The sequence below is a fragment of the Mycobacterium sp. 20KCMC460 genome (genome assembly GCF_022179425.1).
Taxonomy (GTDB): Bacteria; Actinomycetota; Actinomycetes; order Mycobacteriales; family Mycobacteriaceae; genus Mycobacterium; species Mycobacterium kiyosense.
The window spans coordinates 5,282,111-5,296,298 of record NZ_AP025524.1 but is presented as its reverse complement, the minus strand read 5'-3'; the positions used below and the strand labels follow the sequence as shown (position 1 = coordinate 5,296,298).

The 14,188-nt window shown below is 68.0% G+C and carries 10 protein-coding genes, 2 pseudogenes and 1 riboswitch; of the genes and pseudogenes, 3 read left to right on the top strand and 9 right to left on the bottom strand.

Annotated features, from left to right (window positions below; all coding sequences use genetic code 11):
• Window positions 1-10: 10 nt before the first annotated feature.
• Complete coding sequence (locus MKCMC460_RS24305) at window positions 11-301, bottom strand: WXG100 family type VII secretion target (protein ID WP_236977597.1); 291 nt, start codon at window positions 299-301, stop codon at window positions 11-13.
• A gap of 28 nt (window positions 302-329) precedes the next feature.
• Window positions 330-533: pseudogene (gene esxG, locus MKCMC460_RS24300) on the bottom strand (type VII secretion system protein EsxG); the annotation flags it as partial.
• 104 nt (window positions 534-637) lie between these two features.
• On the opposite strand from esxG, the gene MKCMC460_RS24295 reads away from it, so the two are divergent.
• Complete coding sequence (locus tag MKCMC460_RS24295) at window positions 638-2,113, top strand: cobyric acid synthase (protein WP_238304954.1); 1,476 nt, start codon at window positions 638-640, stop codon at window positions 2,111-2,113.
• Between the two features lie 6 nt (window positions 2,114-2,119).
• On the opposite strand, the gene MKCMC460_RS24290 is transcribed toward MKCMC460_RS24295, so the two are convergent.
• Complete coding sequence (locus MKCMC460_RS24290) at window positions 2,120-2,335, bottom strand: hypothetical protein (protein WP_236977596.1); 216 nt, start codon at window positions 2,333-2,335, stop codon at window positions 2,120-2,122.
• A 117-nt stretch (window positions 2,336-2,452) separates the two neighbouring features.
• Between MKCMC460_RS24290 and MKCMC460_RS24285 the strand changes: the two genes are divergently transcribed.
• Window positions 2,453-4,171 carry a DUF3556 domain-containing protein gene (locus tag MKCMC460_RS24285; RefSeq protein ID WP_236977595.1) on the top strand — a complete coding sequence of 573 codons (1,719 nt, stop codon included), beginning with the start codon at window positions 2,453-2,455 and terminating at the stop codon, window positions 4,169-4,171.
• Between the two features lie 103 nt (window positions 4,172-4,274).
• Here the strand turns inward: MKCMC460_RS24285 and metE are convergent, their stop codons facing one another.
• The 6 genes and pseudogenes from metE to MKCMC460_RS24255 form a co-directional block, all read right to left on the bottom strand.
• Window positions 4,275-6,545, bottom strand: coding sequence for a 5-methyltetrahydropteroyltriglutamate--homocysteine S-methyltransferase (metE, locus tag MKCMC460_RS24280; protein ID WP_238304953.1), 2,271 nt, complete (start codon window positions 6,543-6,545; stop codon window positions 4,275-4,277).
• Window positions 6,546-6,682: 137 nt separating this feature from the next.
• Window positions 6,683-6,891: riboswitch (cobalamin riboswitch) on the bottom strand.
• A 60-nt stretch (window positions 6,892-6,951) separates the two neighbouring features.
• Window positions 6,952-7,596, bottom strand: a complete 645-nt coding sequence (locus tag MKCMC460_RS24275; protein WP_236977594.1) for an SDR family oxidoreductase — start codon at window positions 7,594-7,596, stop codon at window positions 6,952-6,954.
• Window positions 7,597-7,698: 102 nt separating this feature from the next.
• On the bottom strand, window positions 7,699-8,961 hold the full coding sequence (locus MKCMC460_RS24270) for a TetR/AcrR family transcriptional regulator (RefSeq protein ID WP_236977593.1): 1,263 nt from the start codon (window positions 8,959-8,961) through the stop codon (window positions 7,699-7,701).
• Between the two features lie 186 nt (window positions 8,962-9,147).
• Window positions 9,148-9,865 (bottom strand): annotated as a pseudogene (locus MKCMC460_RS24265) (SDR family NAD(P)-dependent oxidoreductase).
• Window positions 9,862-10,953: an acyl-CoA dehydrogenase family protein gene (locus tag MKCMC460_RS24260; RefSeq protein WP_236977592.1), complete on the bottom strand. Its 1,092-nt coding sequence runs from the start codon at window positions 10,951-10,953 to the stop codon at window positions 9,862-9,864. Before MKCMC460_RS24260 ends, MKCMC460_RS24265 begins: the two are co-directional and overlap by 4 nt.
• Window positions 10,950-12,098 (bottom strand): acyl-CoA dehydrogenase family protein, encoded by a 1,149-nt coding sequence (locus MKCMC460_RS24255; protein ID WP_236977591.1) that lies wholly within the window; start codon window positions 12,096-12,098, stop codon window positions 10,950-10,952. Before MKCMC460_RS24255 ends, MKCMC460_RS24260 begins: the two co-directional genes overlap by 4 nt.
• A 152-nt stretch (window positions 12,099-12,250) precedes the next feature.
• Here MKCMC460_RS24255 and MKCMC460_RS24250 point away from each other — a divergent pair, with 152 nt between their 5' ends.
• A complete protein-coding gene (locus tag MKCMC460_RS24250) occupies window positions 12,251-14,008 on the top strand; it encodes a nitric oxide reductase activation protein NorD (RefSeq protein WP_238304951.1) in 1,758 nt (585 codons plus the stop codon).
• Window positions 14,009-14,188 lie beyond the last annotated feature (180 nt).

Here is a 14,188-nt window from a genome sequence, read left to right as displayed (position 1 = left end):
GCGGGTACCTCTAGCCGCCCCACTTGGCGGCTTCGGCCTGGTCGCGGGCCATCATCGCCATCGTGTTGGCTTCGTGGGTGCTGGCCATCGACTGATACGCGCGCACCAGATCCTCCATGGCCTGGTTCCACTGCACCTGCCAGGCCTGATACGTCAACCCGGTGTCACCCTGCCAGGCACTGTGCAAGGCGGCCTGCTCGGCGGAGATGTCGGCGCCCAGCCCCGTCATCGTGCCCGCGTAACCGGCCATGTCCCCGGCGTGCGCCAGCATCGCCGGGTAGTTGTACATGATCTGCGACATGCGTGATCCTCCCTGGTAACAGACCGGCTCAGAAACCGGTGTAGGTCGAGGCGGCCGCGGCATCGGCAGCCACATAGGTACCCGCGGCATCACCGAGGTTGGCCTGGGCGATGTCCAGCAACGTGTTCACCCGCGCCGCGACCTCCACGAACCGGGCATGCGCCGCCTGAAACGCCGCCGCGGACTCACCCTGGTGAAACGCCTGCGCCGACATCGCCGCCTGCTCGGCCTTGCTTCTTCGGCGTTGCCGGTTGCGCGTTTGCCCGCCTAGGCGAATTCGGCACCGAATTGCGGGCGTTCGCGGACCCGCTGAGCGGCAGTGGCATGCTCGTGCTGATGTCGGGTTTGCTGGTTGCCGGAACCACGAGCGATGCGGGCAAAAGCACCGTGACCGCCGGGCTGTGCCGCGCGCTGGCCCGGCGCGGAGTGAAGGTGGCTCCGTTCAAGGCGCAGAACATGTCCAACAATTCGATGGTCTGTTCCGGCCCGGACGGCGAGGGCGCGGAGATCGGACGGGCGCAATGGGTGCAGGCGCTGGCGGCCAAGGCGACACCCGAGGTGGCGATGAACCCGGTTCTGCTCAAACCGGGCAGCGACCAGCGCAGCCACGTGGTGCTGATGGGCAAGCCCTGGGGCGAGCTGGATTCGGCGGACTGGTTGCAGGGGCGACGGGCGCTGGGCGAGGCCGCGCATCAGGCGTTCGACGACCTCGCCGCCCGCTATGACGTCGTCATTGCCGAAGGTGCCGGCAGCCCGGCCGAAATCAATTTGCGCGCAGGCGATTACGTCAACATGGGCCTGGCCCGCCACGCCGGGCTGCCGACCGTGGTGGTGGGGGACATCGACCGCGGCGGCGTCTTCGCCGCGTTCCTGGGCACCGTCGCACTGCTCAGTGCGCAGGACCAGGCGCTGATCGCGGGTTTCGTGGTCAACAAGTTCCGCGGCGAACTCGATCTGCTGAGGCCGGGACTGCTCGATCTGGAGCGTCTCACCGGGCGAACGGTGTTCGGCACCCTGCCCTGGCACCCCGATCTGTGGCTGGACTCCGAGGACGCCCTGGACCTCGAGGGCCGCCGCGCTTCGGGCAGCGCGGCGCGGCGGGTGGCCGTGGTGCGGCTGCCGCGGATCAGCAACTTCACCGATGTCGACGCGCTGGGCTTGGAGCCCGCCCTCGACGTCGTGTTCGCCGCCGACCCGCGCGCGCTCGACGGCGCCGACCTGATCGTGTTGCCCGGCACTCGCGCCACCATCGCGGACCTGGCCTGGCTGCGGGCGCGGGGTTTGGACCGCGCGGTGCTGGCGCATGCGCGGGCGGGCAAGCCGGTGCTGGGCATCTGCGGCGGATTCCAGATGCTGGGCCGGGTGATCCGTGACCCGGAGCGTGTCGAGGGTTCGCAGGGCGAAGTCGTCGGCCTGGGATTGCTCGATGTGGCAACCACTTTCAGTGCCGACAAGGTGCTGCGGTTACCGCGTGGCGAAGGCCTCGGCGTGCCGGCGTCCGGATACGAGATCCACCACGGCAGGGTCGCCCGGGCAGGTCCGGTCGAGGAGTTCCTCGGTGGGGCGCGCGACGGCGCGGTATTTGGCACCATGTGGCACGGCTCGCTGGAAGACGACGGCTTCCGCTCGGCGTTTCTGCGCGAGACGCTCGGATTGTCTTCGGGCGCCTGCTTTTCGGACGCCCGGGAGCGGCGCCTCGACCTGCTCGGCGACCTCGTCGAACGCTACCTGGACGTCGATGCGTTGTTGGGTCTGGCCCGTCACGGCTGCCCGCCGGGCCTGCCGTTCCTGCCTCCCGGTGCGCCGTCCTGAGTCCCTCTAGCCTGGGCCGCCGTACTGCCAGACCAGGCTGTGGTTGCCGGTCATCGTCGGGTTGCACCACATCGTCTGGCCGTCGGCGTCCTTGGTGGTGGCGTGCAGCGTGGTGCACGAGTCACCCGCGGACGGAGGTTGGGCGTGGGCCGTGCCGGTGCCGGTCGCGAACGCGATCGACCCGGCAGCGAGGAGCAACATCGATGTGCGAATCCGGCGCATGGCGTCTCCTTCCCTAGCTCGCCGTCGAACCACGGTATCCCCGGCCGGAGCTACTGACAAAGGATTGTCGGCGAAGAACTCGCCCCGTAGCTAGAACACGTTCTAGTCTGTCAAACCATGGGATTCCTCAAGCCCCAACTGCCAGAGGTCGACATCGAGGAATGGAGCAAGGGCACCCGGGCCGAGAAGATTCGCCCGATGGCCCGGCACTGGGCCGAGGTGGGCTTCGGCACGCCGGTGGTGATGCACCTGTTCTACGTCGGCAAGATCCTGCTCTACATTCTGTTCGCCTGGCTGATTGTCTTCAGCACCAAGGGGATAGACGGTTTCACCAACGTCCGGGCCTGGTACGCCGAGCCGATCGTCTTCGAAAAGGTCGTGCTGTACACGATGCTGTTCGAGGTGGTCGGCCTGGGCTGCGGGTTCGGTCCGCTGAACAACCGGTTCTTCCCGCCGATGGGCTCGATCCTGTACTGGCTGCGGTTCGGCACCATCCGGCTGCCACCCTGGCCGGACCGCGTACCCATGACCTACGGCACCAAACGCAAGCCACTGGATGTCGCGCTCTACGCGTTGCTGCTGATCCTGCTGGTGACCGCGTTGTTCACCGATGGCAGCGGTCCGATGCCGGAGTTGGGCAGCAAGGTCGGGGTGCTGCCGACCTGGCAGATCGTGTCGATCCTGGTGGTGCTGGGCGCCGCGGGGCTGCGCGACAAAGTGATCTTCCTGGCCGCCCGCGGCGAGGTTTACGGGTCGCTGACGGTGACCTTCCTGTTCGGTGCCCCCGACATGATCGTCGCCGCCAAGCTGGTGTTCCTGGTGATCTGGATGGGCGCGGCCACATCCAAACTGAACAAACACTTCCCGTTCGTCATCTCCACGATGATGTCCAACAACCCGCTGTTCCGACCCCGTTTCATCAAACGGATGTTCTTCGAGAAGTTCCCCGACGACCTGCGGCCCGGCCTGCTCTCGCGGCTGTTCGCACACGTCAGCACTTTGATCGAGATGTTCGTGCCGCTGGTGCTGTTCTTCTCCCACGGCGGCTGGCCCACCACGGTGGCCGCGATCGTGATGGTGTGCTTCCATCTGGGCATCCTGACCGCGATCCCGATGGGGGTGCCGCTGGAGTGGAACGTGTTCATGATCTTCGGTGTGCTGTCGCTGTTCGTGGGGCACGCCGGCGTCGGCTTCAGCAACGCCAAACACCCTGTGGCGGTGGCGATCCTGTTCGGCCTGCTGGTGAGCATCGTGATCGCGGGAAACCTGTTCCCGCGCAAGATCTCGTTCCTGCCCGGCATGCGGTACTACGCCGGCAACTGGGACACCACCCTGTGGTGCATCAAGCCGTCCGCGGCCGACAAGATCAGCCGCGGCGTCATCGCGATCGCCAGCATGCCGCAAGCACAACTGGAGCGCTTCTACGGCAAGGACCGCGCCCAGATCCCGATGTATCTCGGATATGCGTTCCGTGCCATGAACACTCACGGCCGGGCGTTGTTCACCCTGGCGCACCGCGCGATGGCCGGACAGAACGAAGACGACTACGTCCTCACCGACGGTGAGCGAATCTGCAGCACCGCCATCGGCTGGAACTTCGGTGACGGCCACATGCACAACGAGCAGTTGATCGCAGCCATGCAGCGGCGCTGCCAATTCGAACCCGGCGAGGTGCGGGTGGTGCTGCTCGACGCCCAGCCGATCCACCGGCAGACCCAGCGCTATCGGTTGGTCGACGCCGCCACCGGCGAATTCGAGCACGGCTACGTGCGGGTCGCCGACATGGTGACGCGGCAGCCGTGGGACGACGAGGTGCCCGTCTACGTGGAGACCTGAGTTTCCTGCGCCCGGCGGCACCCTTTCTGCGCCCAGCGTCACGCCAGCGTGACGGTGGACGCCGAGCGCCACGCTGGCGTGACGCTCGGCGCACACGGGTCAGTTATGCCCCGGCCCGTACCTCTTCGGCGGCCGCGACCATGTGCTCCAGCGACGCCGTCACCTCGTCGGTGTTGCGCGTTTTCAGGCCGCAATCCGGGTTCACCCAAAGACGTTCCGCGGGAACGGCTTTCAACGCCGCCCGCAGCGACTCGGCCATCTCCCGGGTACTGGGCACCCGCGGCGAGTGGATGTCGTAGACACCCGGTCCGACGCTGTTGGAGAAGCCGATCGCGTTGAGGTCGTCGAGCACCTCCATGTGCGAGCGGGCCGCCTCGATGGAGGTGACGTCGGCGTCCAGGTCGGCGATCGCACCGATCACGTCGCCGAACTCCGAGTAGCACAGGTGGGTGTGGATCTGGGTCGAGTCGTCGACACCGGAGGTGGCCAGCCGGAACGCACCGACCGCCCAGCGCAGGTAGTCGTCCTGATCGGCGCGACGCAGCGGCAGCAGCTCCCGCAACGCCGGCTCGTCGACCTGGATGACCGCGATGCCTGCGGCCTGCAGATCCACCGTTTCATCCCGAATCGCCAGGGCCACTTGGTTTGCCGTGTCGGCCAGCGGCTGGTCGTCACGGACGAATGACCACGCCAGGATGGTGACCGGACCGGTCAGCATGCCCTTGACCGGCTTGTCGGTCAGCGACTGCGCGTACCTGGCCCACTCCACCGTCATCGGGTGCCGGCGGGTGACGTCGCCGTAGAGGATCGGCGGCCGGACGCAGCGGCTGCCGTAGGACTGCACCCAGCCGTTCTTAGTGGCGAAGAACCCCTCCAGCTGTTCGGCGAAGTACTGCACCATGTCGTTGCGCTCCGGCTCGCCGTGCACCAGCACGTCCAGTCCCAGCCGCTCCTGCAGCGCGATCACCGCGGCGATTTCCTGCCGCATCCGGCGGGTGTACTCGGCCTCGTCGATCTCCCCGGCGACCAGCGCCGCACGGGCTTTGCGAATGTCGACGGTCTGCGGGAACGACCCGATCGTGGTGGTCGGCAGCGGTGGTAGGTGCAGGCGCTCTTCCTGACTGGCGCGGCGCCGCGCGGCGTCGCCGCGGTGGGTTCCGGACGCCAGGATCGAGTCGATGCGGGCACGAACCTGGTCGTTGTGCAGCCGCGGGTCGTTGTGGCGGGAGGCTACGGCGGCGTTGGATGCGGCGATCTCGTCGGCAACCGAGTCGCGGCCGTCACGCAACGCACGCGCCAAAACCACCACCTCACGCACCTTTTCGGCGCCGAACGCCAGCCAGCTGCGCAACGCGTCGTCCAACTCGGTCTCCGGCTCGAGTGAGTAAGGCACATGCAAGGTGGAGCAGGACGTGGAAACGGCTACCGACCCTGCCGACCCCAGCAGCGTGTCCAGCTTGTCCAGCGCGGCCTGCAGGTCGGTGCGCCAGATGTTGCGGCCGTCGACGACCCCGGCCACCAGCGTCTTGTTCGCCAGCTCAGGAACCGCGGCCACCGCGGTGTCGGCACCGTAGACGAAGTCGACACCGATCGCCTCGACGGGGGTGCGTGCCAGCGCCGCCAGGGCGGCGCCCGGATCGCCGAAATAGGTGGCGACGTAGATCGCCGGCCGGTTGGCGACGGCGCCCAGCGCGTTGTACAGCGCCTCAGCCAGCGCAGGGGCGTCCGGGGAGATGTCGGTGACCAGCGCGGGTTCGTCGAACTGCACCCACTGGGCGCCGCAGTCGGCAAGCAGCGACAACAATTCGGAGTAGCTGGGCACCAACTCCTGCAACCGCTCGATCGGTGCGCCCCCGCCGTCCACGGCCTTGCTGAGCAGCAGGAACGTGACCGGACCGATCACGACGGGACGGGCGGGAACCCCGAGCTCCTGTGCCTCTTTGAGCTCGGAGAGCACCTTGTCGGGGTTCAGCGCGAACCTGGTCGACGGCCCGATCTCGGGCACCAGGTAGTGGTAGTTGGTGTCGAACCACTTGGTCATCTCCAGCGGAGCGACCTCGTCGTTGCCGCGCGCGGCCGCGAAATAACGGTCCAGCTCGTCGGCGATGCCCTGCACCCGGGCCGGCAGCGCGCCGAGCAGTACCGCGGTGTCGAGCATCTGGTCGTAGTAGGAGAAGGTGTTCACCGGCACCGAGTCCAGGCCGGCGGCGGCCAGGCCCGACCAGGTGTCGCGGCGCAGCGTTGCGGCGACCGACTCCAGGTCGGATCGGCTGGTGCGCCCGGCCCAGTAGCCCTCGGTGGCGCGCTTGAGCTCGCGCCGGGGGCCGATACGGGGTGAACCGGTAATGGTTGCGGAAAATGGTTGTGTGGTCACTTGCGGTCCTTCAATCGACGGGTGGTCACCGCCCGCGGACGCGCAGCCGATCGCGTTGCGGCGGCAACCTCGCAGTGCATTAACCGCAACAGCTTCGGCCAAACGCCCATTCCACGAGGCGATGTGCCGCCGGACGCGGCGCGTCCGGCACAACTGGCAGGTCTTCGGACTCGCAGGCGCGCACCCGTGCCGGTGCTCCTAATGGCCGTCGCTTCCCGGTCCTTTCGGGGACCAGTGCTTGCTGGGACGGCGGTCGTTCCTGCTTACCGCTGCGGGACAGTCCCGGATTCTCACCGGGTTCCCTCTCGTGCGGCTCAGGTGCCGCACTCGATGCCGGCGCCGTGAGGCGACGGCAGACCAGCTGCGGAAATCAGCGTACTCCGCGCCTGCGGTCAGCGGTTCACGGTCATGCGGTTGCCAGCGCTTCGGCGATGGGAACCTCGCCGTTGTTGAAGTTGATGGTCCGCCCGATGGTGGAGTCGTCCTGCAGGGCCGCGGCGACGACGGCCGCGACGTCCGCGCGCGAAACCTCACCCTTGGCTTTGTCCACCTCGATGTGGCCGGTGCCGGAATCCAGCGTCAGCCGGCCGGGCCCGAGCACCGTCCAGTCGAGATCGGTGGCACGTAGGTGGGCATCGGCGGCGGCTTTCGCCTCGGCGTAAGCGAAGAACGAATCCTCCGGCGATACACCGTGGTTGGGGCCCGCTCCGAAGTACGACACCATGACGAAGCGCTTGACGTTTGCCCGTGCCGCGGCGTCGATCACGCGGATCGCGGCGTCCCGGTCGACGGCGTAGGTCCGCGCCGGATCGCCACCGCCGGCCCCGGCGGAGAAGACGACGGCGTCGTGGCCGGCCAGCAGGTCGGCCAGCGCCTCGGTGTCAAGCTGCTCGATGTCGGCGGTGACCGGTTTGGCGCCGGTGGCGGCGACCTCGTCGGTGTGGCCGGGGTTGCGGAACACCGAGGTGACTTGGTCACCGCGTTCGGTCAGGATCCTGGCCAGCTGCAACGCGACCTTGCCGTGGCCGCCGATGACGATGATATGCATCATCTTTCCGACGTTACGCGCCACCTAGGCCGAAACTGAACTGAGGGCGGATCTTTCGCGCATCGATGACCGCTTGGTTGTGCCCGGCGGGCTCCCCGAGGGACGCTATTTACCGCGTACTGCCACACCGCGCACGACGGTGTCGCGCGCCAGCAACAACGACGTGCGGGTGCCCACCTCGCGCAGAATGTTCTCCGGGATCCACTGCATCCCGATGACGCAGCGGGCCAGCATCGTGGTGGAACCGGTGTCGGCACGTATCTCTTCCGACCGAATGCCTTCGGACAGCAACGATTTCATCTGACGCAACCGGGTGGTGTACGACCAGCCCGGGTTTACCGTGTCCCGCGGCGGCGACTGCCGCATCCAGGCCAGCTGGATGCGGAATTCGTCCGAAAACTGGTCCAGCGCATTGACGTTGACCCAGCTCAAGGCGTCGAGCTTCTCGATCGGCGTCGCATTCGAGCGCAGCACGTCGACCCAACCCGCTTCGACTTTCTGGCCGAATGAACGCATGATCGAGGCCAGCAGTTCGTCTTTGGAGCCGATCACTCGGTAGACCGTCCCAGTGCCCAGACCGGCCGCGGCGGCGATGTCGCGGATCGTGGTGACCTCATAACCCTTGCGGCCGAACTCCGTCCGTGCGACGGCGCGCAGGTGTGCCGCCTTGTCGCTGGGGTCGGCCTCGCTGTCGTCGGCCCAGGACTCGATGACCGCACTGGCCGCGGCAAACGCCTTGGACCGATCCAGCACCCGATCCGTGGGAGGACGGGATGCCAGACCCTGCAACATGATTCGGCAGAGCAGTGCGGCCACCTGATCGGCCGACGAGTTGGCCCGCATGACGTCGAGCCCGACCTGCAGCATGGTCTGGCAGATGCGGTCGGCCAGGATGGGCAGGTCGACATCGGCCTTGATGTAGCCGCTCCACCGGGCGGCGCGCAGCGTCTGCAGCATCGCCTCCTGCATAGCGACGGGGCGCTGCTGCGTCAGCCGCATCAGCTCGGGATCGGCGCTGGGCCCCTCGTAGAACGACATCTGCAGTGCGGCGCGATGCCGCACCGCACAGTTGGCGATCGCGCGCCCCAATTCAACGATCTTCTCGGCGGGCGGTCGTGAGTCCGGCTCGTCCAGCTTCGCCTGCGCGCTTTGCCCGATGTGTTCCAAGTCGGCCTGGTAGCGGCGGATCAGCTCGACCAGAATGGCTTCCTTGGATTCGAAGTGGTGATAGAGGCTGCCCGGCAGAATGCCTGCCGCATCGGCGATTTCCTGCAGCGAGGTGCGCAGGCCCGAGGTGGCGATCAGTGCGGCGGCGGTCTGGAGGATCTCGGTGCGGCGGGTGCCGCTTTCGATTGCGCTGTCGGTCATGGCCGGCGGGTCGTCGCCGGGGAGGGGCGCAGCGTTTGCACCATGCGAATCCCGTCCTCCTGCCGAACCAAATCTTTGTTAGAGGCTATCAGACCGCCCTCGGCGAACGCGCTGCTTACGGGGCGTGCGCACGGCTGCACACATCATCGTAGATGGGCGGCCGGGCCAGCGTCGTGCGCGCCGCGGTCAGGTGGTGACGCCGAGTTGTGCGGCAACACCGAATACTTCCTCGAAGATCGATCCCGGCACGGTGAACGGCTCGGTCGCCGAAACTTCGGCCAGATGACGACGAAGACCCGGGCGAATCGGCCGGCGCAAGCCAGCACGTCGTCGGCGGTCGGTTCGCTGTCCTTTTCGGCGAACCAACCCTGGCCCAGGCCGTCAAGGGCTTTCTGATCTCCCACGGTTTCGGTCACCATGCGCGAAAAGCCGAATGGCAGCACGGTATTGGACAGGATGCCGTGCTCGGCCCCCTCGATGGCGATGACATTGGACAGGCCCACCAAGCCGGCCTTCGCGGCGGCGTAATGGGCTTCCAGCGGCTGCCCGAACATGCCGCCGGAGGACGAGACGAACACGAACCCGCCGTACTTCTGCGCTTTCATCAGCCGGTACGCCGGCTGACTGAGATAGAACCCGCCGTCGAGGTGCACGGTGAGCATGCGCCGCCAGTCGTCGGGGGACAGTTCGTCGAACGGGATGCTGTTGAAGATCCCGGCGTTGCTCACCACGGCGTCGAGGCGGCTGAAGTTGTCGAGGTGTCCGAGCCGTCGCCGTTCATGGTTCCGCCGAGGTCGCTGACCACGACGGTGGCCCCCCGACGGGCCAATTCCAGTGCGTAGCGGCGCCCGAGGCCGCGTCCGGCGCCGGTGACGATCGCGACCTGGCCGGTGAAATCGATCATCGTCGACCTCCCGCGGCGAGCTGCGCGCCGACTTCGACGAGATAGTGATCCGGGCCGCCCAGCAGCGCACTCCAGCTCAGCAAGCGCTTGAGGTAGAGGTGCGCATCGTGTTCCCAGGTGTATCCGATGCCGCCGAACACCTGGATCGCGGTGTCGCCGACGGTGGCAAGCCGGCCGGCGAATGCCTTGGCCCGCAACGCTGCCAGGTGCCGCTCGGCGGGACACGAGTCGGAAGCCCACAACGCGTGGACCACGCCGCTGCGGGCCAGCTCCACCGTCTCGTACATGTCCACGCACAGGTGCTGCACAGCCTGGAACGAGCCGATGGGCGCTCCGAATTGCGTTCGGGTCTTTGCGTATGCGACGGCCATGTCCAGCACGGCGCGCGCGGCCCCGAGCGCGTCGGCGGCGGTCGCGATGAGCAGGTCATCGATCACCGCGGCGACGTCGTCGGGCGTCAATGCGCCCAGGTACTGCGCCTCGGCATCGGCCAACTCGACGCCAAACTGCTTGCGGGTCTTGTCGATTCCGCGCTCGGGGATCACCGAGACGCCGGGCCCGGTGGTCTTGACCGCGAATACACCGGTGCCGTCGGGGCCTACTGCGGATATCAGCAGCAACTCCGCGGCCGCCGCGTCGGGCGCGACCAGTGCGGGCGAACTGACGAAGAAACCCCCGTCTCGGACCGAGACCGCGGCCGGCTGCTCGCCCAGTCCCGCCACCGTCACGATGGCGGTGCCGTCGGCGATCTGCGCGAGGATCCGCGAGGCGGGTTGACCGCCGAGTCGGGTTAGTAGGCGGGTGGCCGCGACGGCCGTCGACAGCCATGGGCCCGGGTGCAGGGCGGCGCCGAGTTCTTCGGCGACGACGCCCGCTTCGACCATCGTCGTACCGGCACCGCCGTGTTCCTCGGGCACGAGCAGGCCCGTCGCCCCGAGCTCGGCAAGACCGCGCCACACCGGCTCCGTGATGCCGGTCGGGTCGTCGAGTAGGGGCCGTACATGCTCCGAAATCGATGCTCGCTCCGCAAGAAAGCGGCGCACCGTGTCGCGCAGCGCGACCTGTTCGTCGCTCAGTTCGAGGTTCATTTGCGCGGCAGCCCCAGGACTCGCTGTGCGGTGATGTTCTTGTTGATCTGACTGGTACCGCCGGCGATGGTCAGTGAGCGCGACGACAGCCGGTAGTCGGCCCAGTGGCCGCCGCGGGTGCCCAGCACGTCGAATGCGAGCTCGGACAGGTCCTGGCCGATCTCGCCCCACACCGTCTTGGCCAGGCTGGCCGACCCGAGCGGGTCGCCACCGTGCAGTGTGGCCGAGATCGAACGCTGGCACAGCACTTCCAGATACTTGATCCGGACGCCGAGCTCACCGAGCCGGCACAACACCACCGGGTCGTCGAGCACGCTGCCCGAGGAGTCCGCCGCTGCGAAGTCGGCCACCAATTCGTCAAGTCGCACATGCAATTCCGCGTACAACCGGGCTGCGCCGGCGCGCTCGTGGCTCAACGTGGTGGTGGCGACCTGCCAGCCGGCGTTGAGCGGACCGAGCAGCGCATCGGCGGGCACCCGCACGTCGTGGAAGAAGACCTCGGCGAAGTCCGAGTCGCCGTTCAGCGTCACCAGCGGACGGGCTTGGATTCCGGGCAAGCTCATGTCCACGATCAAGCAGGAGATCCCCCGGTGCTTCGGGGCATCCGGGTCGGTGCGCACATACAGTTGGCACCAATTCGCCTTGTGGCCCAGCGAGGTCCAGATCTTCTGACCGGACACCACGAAGTCGTCGCCGTCACGGACCGCCTTGGTCCGCAGCGCCGCCAGATCGGATCCGGCTTCCGGTTCCGACATGCCTTGGCACCAAATGTCGTCCGCGCGCATCATCCGGGGCAGCAAGGTGGTCTTCTGCTGCTCGGTACCGTATTGCATGATGGCCGGCGCGATGTTGTTCATCCCGATGACGTTGAGCGGCAACGGCGCTCGCGCCCGGGTGGTTTCCTCGGTGAAGACGAGCTGTTCGAGTACCGTGGCGCCCCGGCCGCCGTACTCGCGGGGCCAGGAGACCGCGCCCCAGCCGGCATCAGCAGCGGTGGCGTCCCACGCGCGCAGCTTGCCGAAGGTGGCGTCGTCGCGGGCCGACGGCCGCCGGGCGGCGCGCAATTCGTCGGTCAGATTCGCCGACAGCCAGGTACGCAGCTCATCGCGGAAGCGTTCCACCTCCGCTGGATATGAGAAGTCCACGTTTCCTATTCGACCTCACCGGATAGTCTGCCGCCAAGCCGACCCTACGTTGGAACAGATATTTGCTCAATGCGCGGAGGTCGATTGACGGCGGTCGAACCGGACTCTACGTTGGAACAGATATTTGGTCAACGAGATACCTGGGGGTTCGCGTGGGTGACGACGCTCCCGACGACCAGGCTCTGGCCATGTTCGCGTCCGCTCTCGCCGGTCGGGCCGTAGCCGTGGCCCGACTGCCACCGGGTGAGCATTCGTGGACCGACGGTCAGAGCATCTATCTCGCCGCCGGCGCGAAACTCGAGGCCCTCCGCGCCGTGGCGGTGCAGGCGTCGTTGATCGCGGCGGGCAGCCTGGACCCCGAGGTGGTCCGGGCGCTCGTCCGCCACCCGCGTCTGGCTAAGCGGTATCTGGCGATCGAGGCCAGTCGCGCGTTGCGTGCCAACGCCGCCTTGTTGCCGAAGATGTTGGCGCCGTTGGCCGCTCGTGAGGTGCCCGGTGACAGCGATTCGCCGGCCGCCTCACTGCGTCTCGCCGAGGGGCGAACGGCCATCGACGATCCGGCGCCGGAGTACGGCGTGATCCGCGCCTCGAAAGTACTGGCCGCCTGCGCTGAAACCGCCAAGCAGCCGGCTCAGGCGAGCGCACCGCACGTGCCGCGCAAGTCCCAGGACCCGGCCGAACTCGAAGGGCTGGGCGACGGCGAGTTCGACGACTCCGACGATCCGGACATGTTCACCAGCCCGGTCGGTGGGGCCGGCTTCATCGGCAAGTGGCTCAAGAAGATGTTGTCCTCCAGAAGGGGGGCCGCCCACGGGACCGGCGGGCCACCGGGTGCTGACACCCCCACCCACCGCACCAACTCCGGCAAGCGCGGCGCGCGGGCGGTGTCGTCGCGGGCTGCGACCGTTAGCGAGGAGGATCGCATCCACGACGCGCAGGCCGACGGCGCACGGTATCCGGAGTGGGACGCTACGCGCAGGCGCTACCGGGCCGACTGGTGCACCGTGCGTGAGGTGGAGCCCAAGATCAAAGCGGCTGCGACGCAGGCGATCGACGACGCCATCAGCGTCCGGCGACCGCTGGCCCGACTCGGCATGGGTCTGCACCGCCGGGCCCGGCAGTCGCAGGGCGACGACATCGACATCGACGCGGCGGTCGAGGCGCGCGTCGAGGTGCGGGCCGGGTCGGCGCCCGACGAGTCGGTCTATCTGGACAGCCTGCGCCGCCGCCGTGACCTTTCGGTGCTGCTGCTGCTCGACGTGTCCGGGTCGGCGGCCGAGCCCGGAACGGTGGGGCGCACGGTGCACGAGCAACAGCGGGCGGCGATCGCTAATCTTGCTGTGGCGCTGCATGATCTGGGCGACCGGGTGGCCATGTACGCGTACTACTCGCAGGGCCGCGGTGCGGTGAGCATGGTGCCGGTCAAGCGGTTCGATGACCATCTCGACACCCGGGTGATGCGGCGGCTCAACAGCCTGGAACCCGGAGCGTACTCACGGCTGGGTGCGGCGATCCGGCACGGCTCGACGGTTCTGCAGGCACGCGGGGGGACGGCGCGGCGGCTGCTGGTGGTGCTGTCGGACGGACTGGCATACGACCATGGCTACGAGCGGGCCTACGGCGCCGCCGATGCTCGCCGGGCATTGTTGGAGGCGCGACGCCGGGGGACCGGTTGCGTGTGCCTGACGATCGGCGCGGGCACCGACGTGCACTCGCTGCGCCGCGTGTTCGGCAGCACCGCGCATGCGACCCTCGGGCGTCCAGACCAGCTCGCGGGCGTGGTTGGACCGCTCTTCAGGTCCGCGTTGCGTTCGGCGGAGGCCCGCCGCGCGTTTCCCGCCGCGCCGTCTCCCGCCGCGTCGTTTCCCGCCGCGTCGTCTCCCGCCGCGTCGGGCGTCACGCTGGCGTGACGCTCGGCGCCCACGGTTGCGCTGGCGTGACGCTAGGCGAGAAGGTTCGGCGCGCGAAGTCCGGCGCGCGGAGGTTGGCCGCGTCGTCTCCCGCCGCGTCGGGCGTCTCGCTGGCGTGACGCTCGGCGCCCACGGTTGCGCTGGCGTGACGCTCGGCGAGAAGGTTCGGCGCGTGAGTGG